Annotated in this window: 14 protein-coding genes; 8 read left to right on the forward strand and 6 right to left on the reverse strand. The window is 63.2% G+C overall.

Annotated elements, in window-relative coordinates; translation table 11 throughout:
- Nucleotides 1-41: 41 nt before the first annotated feature.
- On the reverse strand, nucleotides 42-773 hold the full coding sequence (locus GWE18_RS08945) for a GntR family transcriptional regulator (RefSeq protein ID WP_275185598.1): 732 nt from the start codon (nucleotides 771-773) through the stop codon (nucleotides 42-44).
- A 117-nt stretch (nucleotides 774-890) separates the two neighbouring features.
- Between GWE18_RS08945 and GWE18_RS08950 the strand changes: the two genes are divergently transcribed.
- The 3 genes from GWE18_RS08950 to GWE18_RS08960 all read left to right on the forward strand — a co-directional run bounded on the left by GWE18_RS08950 (nucleotide 891) and on the right by GWE18_RS08960 (nucleotide 4,269).
- Complete coding sequence (locus tag GWE18_RS08950; RefSeq protein WP_275185390.1) at nucleotides 891-2,093, forward strand: alanine--glyoxylate aminotransferase family protein; 1,203 nt, start codon at nucleotides 891-893, stop codon at nucleotides 2,091-2,093.
- A gap of 142 nt (nucleotides 2,094-2,235) precedes the next feature.
- Nucleotides 2,236-3,435, forward strand: coding sequence for an aminotransferase class V-fold PLP-dependent enzyme (locus GWE18_RS08955; RefSeq protein ID WP_275185391.1), 1,200 nt, complete (start codon nucleotides 2,236-2,238; stop codon nucleotides 3,433-3,435).
- Nucleotides 3,436-3,471: 36 nt separating this feature from the next.
- Nucleotides 3,472-4,269, forward strand: a complete 798-nt coding sequence (locus tag GWE18_RS08960; protein WP_275185392.1) for an enoyl-CoA hydratase/isomerase family protein — start codon at nucleotides 3,472-3,474, stop codon at nucleotides 4,267-4,269.
- A gap of 24 nt (nucleotides 4,270-4,293) precedes the next feature.
- On the opposite strand, the gene GWE18_RS08965 is transcribed toward GWE18_RS08960, so the two are convergent.
- Nucleotides 4,294-4,623, reverse strand: coding sequence for a hypothetical protein (locus GWE18_RS08965; RefSeq protein ID WP_275185393.1), 330 nt, complete (start codon nucleotides 4,621-4,623; stop codon nucleotides 4,294-4,296).
- 693 nt (nucleotides 4,624-5,316) lie between these two features.
- Between GWE18_RS08965 and GWE18_RS08970 the strand changes: the two genes are divergently transcribed.
- Complete coding sequence (locus GWE18_RS08970; RefSeq protein WP_275185599.1) at nucleotides 5,317-6,303, forward strand: tripartite tricarboxylate transporter substrate-binding protein; 987 nt, start codon at nucleotides 5,317-5,319, stop codon at nucleotides 6,301-6,303.
- Between the two features lie 8 nt (nucleotides 6,304-6,311).
- On the opposite strand, the gene GWE18_RS08975 is transcribed toward GWE18_RS08970, so the two are convergent.
- Complete coding sequence (locus tag GWE18_RS08975) at nucleotides 6,312-6,962, reverse strand: class II aldolase/adducin family protein (RefSeq protein WP_275185394.1); 651 nt, start codon at nucleotides 6,960-6,962, stop codon at nucleotides 6,312-6,314.
- Between the two features lie 91 nt (nucleotides 6,963-7,053).
- Here GWE18_RS08975 and GWE18_RS08980 point away from each other — a divergent pair, with 91 nt between their 5' ends.
- The 4 genes from GWE18_RS08980 to GWE18_RS08995 are packed head-to-tail and all read left to right on the forward strand — an operon-like array spanning nucleotide 7,054 to nucleotide 11,162.
- Nucleotides 7,054-7,929 (forward strand): S-methyl-5'-thioadenosine phosphorylase, encoded by an 876-nt coding sequence (locus GWE18_RS08980; protein WP_275185395.1) that lies wholly within the window; start codon nucleotides 7,054-7,056, stop codon nucleotides 7,927-7,929.
- Complete coding sequence (gene mtnA / locus GWE18_RS08985; protein WP_275185396.1) at nucleotides 7,926-9,029, forward strand: S-methyl-5-thioribose-1-phosphate isomerase; 1,104 nt, start codon at nucleotides 7,926-7,928, stop codon at nucleotides 9,027-9,029. The genes GWE18_RS08980 and mtnA overlap by 4 nt, the downstream gene beginning before the upstream one ends.
- Nucleotides 9,030-9,086: 57 nt before the next feature.
- On the forward strand, nucleotides 9,087-9,629 hold the full coding sequence (locus GWE18_RS08990) for a tripartite tricarboxylate transporter TctB family protein (protein WP_275185397.1): 543 nt from the start codon (nucleotides 9,087-9,089) through the stop codon (nucleotides 9,627-9,629).
- A gap of 21 nt (nucleotides 9,630-9,650) precedes the next feature.
- Nucleotides 9,651-11,162: a tripartite tricarboxylate transporter permease gene (locus GWE18_RS08995; RefSeq protein WP_275185398.1), complete on the forward strand. Its 1,512-nt coding sequence runs from the start codon at nucleotides 9,651-9,653 to the stop codon at nucleotides 11,160-11,162.
- Nucleotides 11,163-11,443: 281 nt separating this feature from the next.
- Here GWE18_RS08995 and GWE18_RS09000 read toward each other — a convergent pair whose 3' ends face one another.
- From GWE18_RS09000 to GWE18_RS09010, 3 genes are read right to left on the reverse strand one after another with little or no spacing between them, the layout of a single operon-like run.
- On the reverse strand, nucleotides 11,444-12,103 hold the full coding sequence (locus tag GWE18_RS09000) for a hypothetical protein (RefSeq protein ID WP_275185399.1): 660 nt from the start codon (nucleotides 12,101-12,103) through the stop codon (nucleotides 11,444-11,446).
- Nucleotides 12,104-12,118: 15 nt separating this feature from the next.
- On the reverse strand, nucleotides 12,119-12,595 hold the full coding sequence (locus tag GWE18_RS09005) for a type II 3-dehydroquinate dehydratase (protein ID WP_275185400.1): 477 nt from the start codon (nucleotides 12,593-12,595) through the stop codon (nucleotides 12,119-12,121).
- 54 nt (nucleotides 12,596-12,649) lie between these two features.
- Entirely contained in the window at nucleotides 12,650-13,930 is a 1,281-nt protein-coding gene (locus tag GWE18_RS09010) for a TRAP transporter large permease subunit (RefSeq protein WP_275185401.1), read from the reverse strand.
- Nucleotides 13,931-13,954: the final 24 nt, after the last annotated feature.

A 13,954-nucleotide genomic window follows, 5' to 3' on the forward strand; every position in this document is an offset into this window, starting at 1 on the left:
TTTCGTCGGATGAACTACATTATGAATTCATAATCGGCAAGCTAGCTAACCGTGGGCGCCGCTGCAATGGCATCCCCAACCGCAGCCAGATGCTCGATGGCGGCGGTTCGCTTGTTGCGTAAATGCTGGAACAGGACATCGCTTAGCTCGCTTCCGGCGCGGCGGCGCAGCGCATCCAGGATCGCTTCGTGCTCGCGCATGGCTTCGCCCCAGCGCTGCCGCTTGCGCGCGAAATTGGCGGAATAGCGGACGCGGCGGATCCGGCCGGCAAAACTGGCGTAGGCCGCGCGCAGGGTCTCGTTGCGCGCGGCAGCGACGATGCTCTCGTGGATGCGCTGGTTGACCTGAAAATAGCCGTGCATATCGCTATTGAGATAGTGGCCGTACATCTCGTAGTGCAGCCGCTCGATCGTGGCGATTTCCTCGTCCGTGATGGCCTCGCAGGCAAGGCGTCCGGCGAGGCTTTCCAGGCCCGCCATTATATCGAACAGCTCCTCCAGATCCCGCTTGCCGAGTTGGCGTACCCGCGCGCCGCGGTTGGGCAGGAGCTCGATTAAGCCCTCCGCAGCGAGCACCTTGAGCGCCTCGCGCAGCGGCGTCCTGGAGATTCCAAGCATCTCGCAGAGTTGCCGCTCGGGAACGCGTGCACCTTCTGGAATGTTGCCTTCGACCACGTAATCGCGAAGTCGCAGCAGGATTTCGCCGTGAAGCGAAGCCTCCTGGCGGTCGGGCTGGGTGATCGGCACCCCGGCTTCGGGAATCGTGGATTTCATTTGCATAGCAATAGTTTGCGAAATCTGTAGCGTCGATGATCTAGATTGAATACCAAAATTAAGTTGAAAAGACAAAAAATGAATGCAGAATGGCTTCAGGGCTTTTAGGAGGTTATCATGCGGCAAGGACGGCATTTTCTGCAGATTCCAGGGCCCAGCCCGGTCCCGGACCGGGTTCTTCGCGCGATGGACATGCCCGTGATTGATCACCGGAGCACCCAGTTCGCCGAACTCGGGCGGGCGGTGCTTGAGGGCAGCCAGAGGATTTTCCAGACCTCTGGACCGGTGGTGATCTTCCCGTCGTCAGGGACAGGCGCCTGGGAGGCCGCGATCGTCAACACCCTGTCGCCCGGCGACAAGGTCCTGATGGCGGAGACCGGCCACTTTGCGACTCTGTGGCGCCAGATGGCCGCGCGCTGGGGAATTGACGTCGACTTCTTGCCCGGCGACTGGCGCCGCGGCGCAGACCCGACGGTCATCGAAGAAAGGCTGGCGCGTGACACATCGCATGCGCTCAAGGCGGTGATGGTCGTTCACAACGAAACCTCGACCGGTGCCACCAGCCGGATCGGCGAAATCCGCACGGCGATGGACCGGGTCGGTCATCCGGCCTTGCTGATGGTCGACACCATCTCCTCGCTCGGGTCGGTCGACTACCGACATGACGAGTGGAAGGTCGATGTCAGCGTCAGTTGCTCGCAAAAGGGCTTCATGCTGCCGCCCGGCCTCGGCTTCAACGCGATCTCGGAGAAGGCCCGCGCCGCTGCCAAGACAAACCGGATGCCGCGCTCCTATTTTGATTGGGACGAGATGCTGAAGCCGAACGCAAAGGGCTTCTTCCCATATACGCCGGCGACAAACCTGCTCTATGGGCTGCGCGAGGCGATCGCGATGTTGCTCGAGGAGGGGCTCGACAATGTGTTCGCGCGTCACCAGAGGCTCGCCGCTGCGACTCGAGCAGCGGTCAATCATTGGGGGCTGGAGGTGCTGTGCCAGGAGCCCCAGGAGTATTCGCCCGTGCTGACCGCCGTGCTGATGCCGCCGGGGCACGACGCCGATCAGTTTCGTCAGGTCGTGCTCGACAACTACAACATGTCGCTCGGCGCAGGCCTGTCGAAAGTCGCGGGCAAGGTGTTCCGCATCGGCCATCTCGGCGAATGCAATGAACTCACGCTGCTCGGTGCGTTGACCGGCGTGGAGATGGGGCTGTCGGTCGCCGGCGTTCCGCATCGTTCCGGAGGCGTCGATGCCGCGATGAAGTATCTGGAGCAGCGCCCGCAAGGCAATTCCCCGGCGCATCTCAAGGTCGTGGGCCGCTAGCAGGCAGCTTGCGCCTGCCTGGAGGCGCCGCTCCAGCCCTGCTCCTTATGCATTGACGTGCTGCGTCCGGCGGGCGACAAGCCCGCCAAATGGTGATATTCGAGCGGCTCGAAACGCCAAGGCAATACCGGGAAGGACGCCCATGACCGTGCATACTGGAAGGCATTTTCTGCAGATTCCGGGACCGACCAACGTGCCGGACCGGGTGCTGCGCGCTATGGACATGCCGACCATGGACCACCGGGGTCCCGAGTTTGCGGAGGTCGGGCACGCCGTTCTGGCGGCGATGCAGCGGGTGTTTCGCACCAAGCAGCCGGTGGTCATCTACCCGTCGTCCGGCACCGGCGCCTGGGAGGCGGCTCTCGTCAACACGCTGCAGCCCGGCGACAAGGTTCTGATGGCCGAAACCGGGCAGTTCGCCGTGCTGTGGCACGGCATCGCTGACAAGTTCAAGCTCGAAGTGGATTTCATTCCCGGCGACTGGCGTCACGGCGCCGACCTCGAGCAGATCGAGGCGCGGCTTTCGGCCGACAAGGCGCACAAGATCAAGGCCGTTTGCGTGGTTCACAACGAGACCTCGACCGGCTGCGTCACCCATCCGCAGGACGTCCGCAAAATTCTCGACCGCGTCAACCATCCCGCGTTGCTGATGGTCGATACCATCTCGGGTCTCGGATCGCTGGAATATGAGCACGATGCCTGGGGCATCGACGTGTCGGTGGCCGGCTCGCAGAAGGGCCTGATGCTGCCGCCGGGTCTCGGCTTCAACGCCATCTCGGAAAAGGCGCTTGCGGTGGCGAAAGCCAATCCTGCCATGCGCTCCTACTGGGACTGGCAGGAGGTCATCGCGATCAACAAGGCGGGCACCTGGCCGTACACGCCGGCAACGAACCTGCTGTTCGGGCTGCGCGAGGCGATCAAGATGCTCGAGGAGGAGGGGCTGGAGAACGTCTTCGCCCGGCACAAGCGCCACAGCGCCGCCACGCGTGCGGCGATCAAGGTGTGGGGCCTGGAAACGCAATGTCAGGAGCAGGGCGCGCACTCGCCCGCGCTGACCGGCGTCGTCGTGCCGGAAGGCCATGACGCCGACAATTTCCGCAAGGTCGTGCTGGAAAATTTCGACATGTCGCTCGGCACCGGCCTGAACAAGATCAAGGGCAAGGTGTTCCGGATCGGCCATATCGGGCACTTCAATGACCTGATGATGATGGGCACGCTGTCGGGCGTCGAGATGGGTCTCGATCTCGCCAAGGTGCCCCATCGCGGCGGCGGCGTGCTGGCGGCGATGGAAGTGCTCAAGGGGCGCGACGTCGTCGCGATGCCGAAGGCTGCCGTTGCCTGAGATCATTTGACCGAAACAAAAATAGAGAGAGCTGCGATGAACGCTCCGGTAGCTGCGACCGAAGACCTGATCTATTCCGTCGAGGACGGCATCGCCCGGCTGACGTTCAATCGTCCGCAGGCGCGCAACGCGCTGACCTTTGCCATGTACGAGCAAATGGCGGCGATCTGCGAGGCCATCAACAATGATCGCTCGATCAAGGCGATGATCCTGACTGGCGCGGGCGACAAGGCATTCGCGTCGGGCACTGACATTTCGCAATTCCGTGCCTTCAAGACCGCACAGGACGCGCTCGACTATGAGGCGCGGATTGACCGCGTGCTCGGCGCGCTGGAGGCGTGTCGGGTGCCGACGATTGCAGCCATCGCAGGCGCCTGCACCGGCGGCGGCGCCGGTATCGCGGCATGCTGCGACATCCGCATCGGCACTGAGACGACACGGATGGGCTTTCCGATCGCGCGCACGCTCGGCAATTGCCTGTCGATGTCCAATATTTCCAGGCTCGTTTCGCTGGTCGGCCCGGCGCGGACCAAGGACCTGATCTTCAAGGCGCGGCTGGTCGAGGCGCCGGAAGCGCTGGCGCTCGGGCTGCTCAACGAGGTGGTGCCTGATGTAGCAACGCTGCAGCGCCGCGCCGATGAGACCGCGAAGCTCGTTGCCGGTCATGCGCCGATCACGCTCGAGGTCACCAAGGAAGCGGTGCGCCGCATCCGGCGGACGTTGACCCGCGACGAGGGCGAAGACCTGATCCTGCGCGCCTATATGAGCGAGGATTTCCGCGAGGGCATGGACGCGTTCCTCAACAAGCGCTCGCCGAACTGGAAAGGCAAGTAGGGCACAAGCGGTCAGAACCGCCCGCTATGGTTTGGCAGCCTTTCTTGCCAGTTCCATACCCAAGTCGAGCGCCGCGATACCTATTCTGTCTGAAGGGGTTGTGAGGCAACGTTGATCCATCCACGCGATGATCGCGTCGAAGTCGCCGCCACCAACCATGTCCCGTTCGCCGCTGATGTTCAGGCCACTGATGAATCCAACCAGCCAGGATTCAAAGCTTCCTTTGACGACCGCATTCTTTTTGCGATTAGTCCACGCCGTACAGGAATGAGAGCCTGCGCCAATTATTGACGAGCCGGCGTCCGCGACAGTGGAAAGAAAAGCCAGGACCAAACCAATCGCGAGCGCCTTCATGCTTCCTCGTTAGCGAGTCACTTGTCGGACCGCAGCACAATAGGATGGCTATGGCTTTTTGAGGCAAAGACCAATGGCAGGAGCGGTGGCGCACTTGGCGCCATCGGGTGCGCCGCCAGACGGGCAAAACACCGACACCAGATTTTCACTTGCATCGCAACTGACCTCGCGGTCGGCCTGGACCGATCTGATGGAAGTAGCAGCCGGTCCGGGATCGCCCTTTGCTCCGGGCGCACCTTGCGGTCCCTGTGGTCCTTGAGGACCCTGTTGCCCTTGCGGACCTTGTTGTCCTTGAGGGCCGGGCACGCCTTGCAAGCCCTGCGCGCCCTGCGGCCCGGCGGGTCCTTGGGGGCCAGGATCCCCTTTCGGTCCTGGATCCCGTCCACACCCGGCGAGGGTCACCGTCGCGCCCATGACGACGGCTATCAAAATCCTTCTCATTCGGTTGCTCCACCTGATTGTCCTTGCAACGTGCATTAGATGGGCCCACACGCAGCCGTGCAACGGAAAAGCCGCGGCTTGAAGCGGCTGCTTCCAGCTACGAGCCTGCTGCTGCAAGGGCCTGCGCCTCATGCGAAAGTCATAGGCGGCGCATTTGCGGTGCAGCTTGAACTCTCGCCGGTTCGCTCGCACAATGGCGTGGCGGGCAATGATAATTTTTCTAAATACAACAATGACATATGGGAGAAACTCGTGGGACAGATGCTGAAAGCCGCGGCCGCCTTGACGGCCATGATCGCAAGCACCCCGGCGCTTGCCGCCTGGGAGCCGACCAAGCCGGTCGAAATCGTGGTCGCAGCCGGCGCCGGCGGCGCCTCCGACCAGATGGCGCGGATGATGCAAGCGGCGATTCAGAAGAACAATCTGATGAAGCAGCCGATGGTGGTGTCGCTCAAGGGCGGGGCGTCCGGCGCCGAGGCGCTGATGTACATGAAGTCCAGCGACGGCGACGCCAACAAGGTGCTGATCGCCTATTCCCTGATCTACATGCTGCCGCTGTCGGCCAAGATTCCCTTCAACTGGCGCGATCTGACGCCGGTGTCGGTCGTCGCGATGGATCAATTCGTGCTGTGGGACAATGCCGACGGACCGAAGACGGTGAAGGACTTCATCGCGGCCGCCAAGGCGGCAAGCTCGCCGTTCAAAATGGGCGGTACCGGCTCCAAGCGCGAGGATCACGTGTTGACCGTGTTCATGGAGCAGAAGACCGGCGCGAAATTCTCCTATCTGCCGTACAAGTCCGGCGGCGAGGCGGCGACGCAACTGGTCGGCAAGCACACCGAAGCCAACGTCAACAATCCTTCCGAGAATCTGGAAGTCTGGCGTGCCGGCCAGGTCCGTGCGCTGTGCGTGTTCGACAAGGAGCGCATCTCCTACAAGACCAAAGTCACCGAAACCCAATCGTGGAACGACATCCCGACCTGCAAGGAGGAGGGGCTCGACGTGCAGTACCTGATGCTGCGCGCGATGTTCCTGCCGGGCAAGGTCACGCCTGAACAGCAGGCATTCTATGTCGACCTGTTCCAGAAGGTGACGCAGACAGCAGAGTACAAGGACTATATGGAGAAGCAGGCGCTCAAGCCGATCTTCCTGACCGGCAAGGACATGCTGAAGTTCCTCGAGGAGGACGACAAGCTCAACAACTCGCTGATGAACGAAGCGGGCTTCGTCGCGAAGTAGGCCGATCGTTATTTGTCGGCAGGACCGTACCCTGCGATCCTGCCGAGAACGTTTTCGATCTCTGCCTTCGAGAGCAGCCGCGGTGTCCCGATCTGCAGGCAGCCGTGATATTGCCGCGCCAGCGTTTCGACTTCGACGGCAAGCCACATCGCTTTCGAAAGCGATGCGCCGACTGCGATCATGCCATGGTGTTCCAGCAGGCAGGCTTGCCTGCCTTCCAGAGCGCGCACGGCGTGCTCTGAAAGCTCCTGCGTGCCGAAGGTCGCGTAGGGCGCGAGGCGGATGGTGTCGCCGCCGGCGCACGCGATCATGTAGTGTATCGGTGGAATTTCCAGGCCCATGATGGCGAGGATCGTCGAATAGGGCGGGTGGGCATGGACCACCGCATTGATTTCGGGCCGGGCTCTGAGGATGTCGAGGTGAAATCGCCACTCGCTTGACGGCCGTCGGGCGGGATCGTGCGAGCCGTCCAGGCCCATGAACACGATCTGCTCGGGTTGCATTGCCTCGTAGGGCGTGCTGGTCGGCGTGATCAGCAGGCCCTCGCCGTGGCGCAGGCTGATATTTCCTGACGTTCCCTGATTGATGCCGAGCGCATTCATGCTGCGGCAGGCATCGATGATGGATTGACGTTTTTCCCTGTCGTTCCTGGCCGGCATTTTGAGACCCCTTGCAACCGCGCGACAATGCTTGATTATTGCGTCGCAGTATAGTCGAACATCTTGCGTGAAATCCTGACTGGGAGAAGTCATGACGCGTGCCGTGCTTGGCATCATCGGCGGATCCGGCATCTACGACCTGCCGGGGCTGGAGGACGTCCGCGAGGAGACCATCGAGAGCCCCTGGGGCGAGCCGTCGGCAGCCCTGACGCGCGGCGTTATCGCCGGGCTGCCGATTGTGTTCCTGCCGCGGCACGGCAAGGGGCATGTGCTTTCGCCCTCCGACATCAACTACCGCGCCAATATCGACGTGCTGAAGCGGGCAGGGGTCACCGACCTGGTTTCGCTCTCGGCCTGCGGTTCGTTCAGGGAGGAACTGCCGCCGGGCATCTTCGTACTGGTCGATCAGTTCGTCGACCGAACCTACAAGCGCGAGAGTTCCTTTTTCGGCAAGGGCTGCGTCGCTCACGTCTCGATGGCCCATCCGGTGTCGCCGCGGCTGCATGTGCACCTCGTGGCGGCCGCCAAGGCTGAAGGCATCGAAGCGGTACAGGGCGGCACGTATGTGTGCATGGAAGGCCCGCAATTCTCCAGCCTCGCCGAGAGCTTGACGTACAAGGCGCAGGGCCATTCGGTGATCGGCATGACAAACATGCCCGAGGCAAAACTCGCCCGTGAGGCCGAGATCTGCTACGCCAGCGTGGCGATGGTCACCGATTTCGATTGCTGGCATCCCGATCACGACGCCGTCACTGTGCAGGACATCATTCGCGTGCTGAACTCGAATGCCGGGAAGGCCAAGGCGCTCGTTGCGCGTCTCGCCAGGGATTTCCCGCGCGAGCATGAGCCTTGTCCTGTTGGATCGGACAAGGCGCTCGACACTGCACTGATCACGGCGCCGGAAGCGCGCGATGCCAGGTTGCTCGCCAAGCTCGATGCGGTGGCTGGAAGGGTGCTGAACTCATGAAGGTGGACGGCCGGCATTTTCGCAGCATCTGGCTCGAGGACGACGGCTGGACGGTCGGCGCGATCGACCAGCGGCGGTTGCCGCATGAATTCGTGGTGGCGCATATCGCGAGCGCTGAGGACGCGACCGAGGCTATCCGTTCCATGCTGGTGCGCGGTGCGCCGCTGATTGGCGCCACTGCGGCTTACGGCATGGCACTCGCCATGCAGACGGATGCTTCCGATCCGGCGCTCGACCGCGCCTATGCCATGTTGCTGGCGGCGCGGCCCACGGCGGTCAACCTGAAATGGGCGCTCGACGAGATGCAACGATTGCTTCAGCCGCTGCCGGCGTCCGGGCGCGCTGCGGCGGCCTATAAGCGCGCCGGCGAAATCGCCGAGGAGGACGTCGCGATCAACCAGGGGATCGGCCGGCACGGGCTGGCGCTGATCGAACAGATCGCGGCAGGGAAGCGGCCGGGCGAGCCCGTCAACATCCTGACCCATTGCAACGCCGGCTGGCTCGCCACGGTGGACTGGGGCACGGCGACCGCCCCGATCTACCTCGCGCATGATAGCGGCCTGAAGGTCCATGTCTGGGTCGACGAGACCCGGCCGCGCAATCAGGGCGCCTCGCTGACCGCCTGGGAACTCGGCCATCACGGCGTGCCGCATACGGTCATCGCCGACAACACGGGCGGCCACCTGATGCAGCACCGGATGGTGGATCTCGCGATCGTCGGCACCGACCGGGTGACCGCCGGCGGCGACGTCTGCAACAAGATCGGCACCTATCTGAAGGCACTCGCCGCGCACGACAACGGCGTGCCGTTCTATGTTGCACTGCCGTCGCCGACCATCGACTTTAGTATCGATGACGGCATCAGGCAGATTCCGATCGAACAGCGCAGCACGGAGGAGGTGGCGACTATGACCGGCCGCACCGCCGACGGACGCGTCGAGACCGTGCGCGTGGTTCCCGATGGCTCGCCTGTGGCCAATTACGCCTTCGATGTCACGCCGGCGCGGCTGGTGACGGGGCTGATCACCGAACGCGGCCTGCTGCGTCCCGAGCGTGCTGCACTTGCGAGCGCATTCCCGGAGCGCAGCGCGGGACATTGACGCCAGCGACATCGGCACGTATCCCCGTTCGATACCGTATCGGGGGTCACCGTCTCCATGTCCAACACCGACATCGAAATCGTCGTCGAGGATCCGACCGCACCCGAGGCGGACTCGCCTCAGGTAGCGAGTGTTCGCGCGGTCGACGTCGTCGTCTGCCTCCTGCTGCTCGCGCTCGCGCTGACGCTCGGGTACGACAATTGGCGCACGGGAGCCGGCTGGGAATCGACCGGCCCGCAGTCCGGCTATTTTCCGTTCTATCTTTCGATCATCCTCGGTGGTGCCAGCCTTTATGGACTGGTCGCCGCGTTCCTCTCGCGCAAGGAGGCTTCCGAGGTCTTCGTGACGCGGGCGCAACTTCGCCGCGTGATGGCGGTATTGGTGCCGACGCTGCTGTTCTGTCTCGCCATGCAGTTCCTCGGGCTCTATGTCGCGAGCTTCCTCCTGATCGCCGGTTTTATGCGCATGGTCGGCAAGATCGCGCTGTGGAAGTCGTTGCTCACCGCCCTCGTGTTCACCGCCGTGATGTTCGTGACCTTCGACATCGCCTTCGACGTCATCATGCCAAAGGGCCCGCTCGAAGCGGCGCTCGGCCGCTAGTAGGGTCGGTGGGACGTAGCCATGGAAGCGCTCGGCCTCTTGATGCACGGTTTTGCTGTGCTGCTGACCTGGAAGACGCTGCTGCTGATGATGCTCGGGCTGGTACTCGGCATTTTCGTCGGCGTGCTGCCCGGCCTCGGCGGTCCGAATGGCGTCGCGATCCTGCTGCCGCTAACGTTTACGATGGATCCGACCTCGGCCATCGTGATGCTGTCGTGCATCTATTGGGGCGCGCTGTTCGGCGGCGCCATCACCTCGATCCTGTTCAACATTCCGGGCGAAGCCTGGTCGGTCGCGACCACCTTCGACGGATATCCGATGGCGCAGCAGGGCAGGGCGGCGGAAGCGCTGACCGCAGCCTTCACCTCGTCGTTCATCGGCTCGCTGGTCGCGGTGATGCTGATCACCTTCCTGGCGCCGATGATCTCGTCGTTCGCGCTGAAATTCGGACCGCCGGAATTCTTTGCCGTGTATCTCTTGACCTTCTGCTCGTTTGTCGGCCTCGGCCGCGAAGCCAAGCACAAAACGGTCATTTCGATGTCGCTCGGCCTCTTGCTCGCCGGCATCGGCATGGACACCGTATCTGGCCAGTTGCGCATGACCTTCGGTTCGGCGGAACTGTTGCGCGGCGTCAACTTCCTGGTCGCGGTTATCGGCCTGTTCGGCATCAGCGAGATCCTGCTGACGATGGAGGAGCGTCTCGCGCTGCGCGGCCATGCCGCCGGCATCTCCTTGCGCGTGGTGCTGTCGGTCTGGAAGGATCTGCCGAAATACTGGGTGACGCTGTTCCGCTCGTCCTTCATCGGCTGCTGGCTCGGCATCACGCCGGGCGGCGCGATCGCTGCTTCCTTCATGGGCTACAACCTCGCCAAGCGCTTCTCGAAGGATCAGGACAGCTTTGGCAAGGGCCGCATCGAGGGCGTGTTCGCGCCGGAGACTGCGGCACACGCTTCCGGCACCGCGGCGCTGCTGCCGATGCTTGCGCTCGGCATTCCCGGCTCCGGCACCGCGGCGATCCTGCTCGGCGGATTGATGGTGTGGGGCCTCAATCCCGGGCCGCTTTTGTTCGTCGAGCACAAGGACTTTGTCTGGGGCCTGATCGCGTCGATGTATCTGGGCAATGTCGTCGGCCTCGTGCTGGTGCTGACGACGGTGCCGATCTTTGCCTCCATCCTGCGTGTGCCGTTCGCGGCCGTCGCGCCGATGATCGTGGTGTCCTGCGCGATCGGCGCCTACGCGATCCAGAACGCGATGTTCGATATCTGGCTGATGCTGGGGTTTGGCGTTGTCGGCTACGCATTTAAGAAGATCGGAATTCCGCTCGCGCCGTTCACGCTGGCGCTGGTGCTCGGCAACCGCGCCGAGGACGCCTTCCGCCTGTCGATGATCGGCTCCGGCGGCGACATGAAAGTGTTCTGGTCGAACGGCTTGGTCGGTTCGATCACGACACTTGCGATCGTGCTCCTGTTCTGGCCTGTCATCGACAAGGCGTTCAGCAGCGTTACGCGCATGCTGCGGCCGGCGAAGGCGTAGCGACCTAGGCTCGCAAGATTCAATTTTCAAACAGCCTGTACCCCGGATGAGCGAAGCGATATCCGGGGCTGTGTGTTCTTGACCCGATCCGGAGCATTCGACGTTCGTCAGAAATGTAGGATGGGTAGAGCGAAGCGAAACCCATCGCGGCATGAACGCTTGTCATGATGGGTTTCGCTTCGCTCTACCCATCCTACGGTCCTGGTGTTTTTCGGATGGAGCGGGCCCCATTGCTACTTTGCATGGGGTTGTTTTCGCAATTTTGCTGACCGTCGACTCTCCTAGCGCGGCAGCAGCCGCTTCGGCAGGCTGAAGGCGAGCCGGTAGAGCGGCAGGTTGTCGATAGCGCCGTGATCCTCGGCGGGCAACGTCTTGCGCGCATGATGGAGGGCGTCGCGGACCGCGGCTTCGTCCAGTCCCTCGATCAGCAGCAAAGCGGCGAAGGAGCCGTCGTTGCTTCGCATGCCCTTCTCGCGCGTCCTGATCGAGGTGTGTGCCACGTCGGTGAGCAGGACCCGCGCTGCGATGATGCGGTCGAGGCGGGCGAACTCGGCGACAAGGTTAGCTGCGTCCCAGGACGGCGCGGCGTCGAGGCGCAGGGGAGCGACGATGCCGCCCTGGCCGGTCCCGGATGAGGCTGCGATGCGGCCGCCGCCCCGCGCGAAATTGCCGAGCCGGGGCATGATGCGCTGCGACCACGGCGTCGGCGCGTTCAGCCGCGCCAGATAGTCCGCACCGCCTACGACGCGCTCGTCCTCGAGCTCGTATAGGATGAAGTAGCGGTTCACCGAGACGCTCAGCGCACGGAAGATGCGGCACGCCAGGAAACCGTTGATGCCGACGCGCTCAGCGGCATGTTCGCGCGTGATCCAGTGCGCCCAATCGGTTTCGTCCTGCGGCGCGAGGTCGCTCCAGATCGCGAGATAGCCGGCTCCCTGCATGTCAGGCTCCATCCGTCATTTCGGGCCGACGCGCACGGCTGCGGGGAGCGACGCCGGCAATTGGCCGGCGCCCTGCAGCGCGGCCTGCATGGCAACGATGTACCCATAGGGGCCGAGCCCCGCGATCACGCCTTTCACGGCAGCCGATAGCTTCGAATGCCGATGCAACTCGTCGCGGGCGTGGATGTTGGAGATGTGCACTTCGTAGATCGGGCCGTCAAAAATCTTCATGGCGTCGAACATCGCAATCGAGGTGAAGGAGTAGGCGGCCGGATTGATGATGAGCGTGTCGGCCGAATTGCGGGCGGACTGGATCAAGTCGACCAGCTCGCCCTCATGGTTCGACTGGTGAAACGCCAGTTGCGTGCCGGTGAAGGCGGCGAACTCCTCGCAGGAGGCCTTGATGGCGTCGAGCGTGGTCGAGCCGTAAATGTGCGGCTCGCGGATGCCGAGCATGTTCAGGTTCGGACCATTGAGGATCATGATGCGCATGGAATGCCTTTCGCGGGGTAATGACGGGGCAGTGTAGCCGATTGCGGCCGCATGTCAGCCGCCGAACCATTTCGCCGGCACGGTGACAACAGACGGAAACAGCACCATCAGGAACAGCACGACCAGTTGAGCGATCATGAAGGGCCAGACGCCCTTGATGATCTCCTCCATGCTGATGCGCGACACGCCGCAGACGACATTGAGGACGACCCCGACGGGCGGCGTTATCAGACCGATCGCGTTGTTGATGATGAAGAGAACGCCGAAATAGACCGGGTCGATGCCGGCCTGCTTGACGATCGGCATCAGGATCGGGGTGAGGATCAGAATGGTCGGCGCCATGTCCAGCGCCGTGCCGACGATGACGACCAGCAGCATGATCGCCAGCATCAGCAGCGTCTGGTTGCCCATGAAGGGACGGACGAGGTCGACGATCTGGGTTGCGATCTCCGAAACGGTTATGAGCCAGGATGACACCAGCGCCGCCGCCACCAGGAACATGACGACGCTGGTGCTGAGCGCGGCCGAGACGAACACTTCGTAGAGTTCGCCGAACTTGAGCTCGCGGTAGATGCAGGTCGCGACAAACAGCGCGTAAACGGCGACGACGACGGCGGCTTCGGTCGGCGTGAATACGCCGAAACGCAGGCCCACAATGATGATCGCCGGCAGCATCAGGGCCCAGAAGCCGTCGACAAACGCCCACACGATCTCGCGAAGCGACTGGCGCGGCGGGCTTTCGACATTCTCCCGGCGCGCGACCCACCACCAGGCGAAGCTGAGTCCTGCGCCGAGCATCAGGCCGGGGAAGATGCCGGCGAGGAACAGTTTTGAGATCGATACGCCGCCGGCCACGCCGAACAGCACGAAGCCGATGCTCGGCGGGATGACGGGCGCGATGATGCCGCCGGCGGCGACGAGGCCCGCCGCATACATTTTGCGGTGCCCGGCTGCGACCATCATGGGGACGAGCAGCGCCGCCAGCGCCGCAGCGTCCGCCGCCGCGGAGCCCGATAGCGAAGCCAGCACACAGGAGGCGAGGATGGTGACGTAGCCGAGGCCGCCCCTGACGTGGCCGACGAGAGCGAGTGCGATGTTGACGATCCGCTTGGCGAGGCCGCCGCGGTTCATGACTTCGCCGGCCAGCATGAAGAACGGCACGGCCATCAGGGGAAAACTGTCGGCACCGTTGATGATGTTCTGGGCGACGATCTGCGAGTCGAAAATGTCGAGCGAATGCATCAGCGCGACGCCACAGACGATCAGCGCAAAAGCAATCGGCATGCCCAGCGCGATCGCGCCGAGCAAGGAAAAGGTGAAGACCGCGAGTGTCACGCCCGGCCCCGCGCCGTCAACGGA

The sequence above is a fragment of the Bradyrhizobium sp. CSA112 genome, assembly GCF_029051645.1.
In the GTDB taxonomy this organism is placed as follows: Bacteria; Pseudomonadota; Alphaproteobacteria; order Rhizobiales; family Xanthobacteraceae; genus Bradyrhizobium.

What these genes read in the sequence shown, in the direction of transcription:
- GWE18_RS08945 (WP_275185598.1), bottom strand. Translation starts at nt 773, where the DNA reads ATGAAATCCACGATTCCCGAAGCCGGGGTGCCGATCACCCAGCCCGAC.
- GWE18_RS08950 (WP_275185390.1), top strand. Translation starts at nt 891, where the DNA reads ATGCGGCAAGGACGGCATTTTCTGCAGATTCCAGGGCCCAGCCCGGTC.
- GWE18_RS08955 (WP_275185391.1), top strand. Translation starts at nt 2,236, where the DNA reads ATGACCGTGCATACTGGAAGGCATTTTCTGCAGATTCCGGGACCGACC.
- GWE18_RS08960 (WP_275185392.1), top strand. Translation starts at nt 3,472, where the DNA reads ATGAACGCTCCGGTAGCTGCGACCGAAGACCTGATCTATTCCGTCGAG.
- GWE18_RS08965 (WP_275185393.1), bottom strand. Translation starts at nt 4,623, where the DNA reads ATGAAGGCGCTCGCGATTGGTTTGGTCCTGGCTTTTCTTTCCACTGTC.
- GWE18_RS08975 (WP_275185394.1), bottom strand. Translation starts at nt 6,962, where the DNA reads ATGCCGGCCAGGAACGACAGGGAAAAACGTCAATCCATCATCGATGCC.
- GWE18_RS08980 (WP_275185395.1), top strand. Translation starts at nt 7,054, where the DNA reads ATGACGCGTGCCGTGCTTGGCATCATCGGCGGATCCGGCATCTACGAC.
- mtnA (WP_275185396.1), top strand. Translation starts at nt 7,926, where the DNA reads ATGAAGGTGGACGGCCGGCATTTTCGCAGCATCTGGCTCGAGGACGAC.
- GWE18_RS08990 (WP_275185397.1), top strand. Translation starts at nt 9,087, where the DNA reads ATGTCCAACACCGACATCGAAATCGTCGTCGAGGATCCGACCGCACCC.
- GWE18_RS08995 (WP_275185398.1), top strand. Translation starts at nt 9,651, where the DNA reads ATGGAAGCGCTCGGCCTCTTGATGCACGGTTTTGCTGTGCTGCTGACC.
- GWE18_RS09000 (WP_275185399.1), bottom strand. Translation starts at nt 12,103, where the DNA reads ATGCAGGGAGCCGGCTATCTCGCGATCTGGAGCGACCTCGCGCCGCAG.
- GWE18_RS09005 (WP_275185400.1), bottom strand. Translation starts at nt 12,595, where the DNA reads ATGCGCATCATGATCCTCAATGGTCCGAACCTGAACATGCTCGGCATC.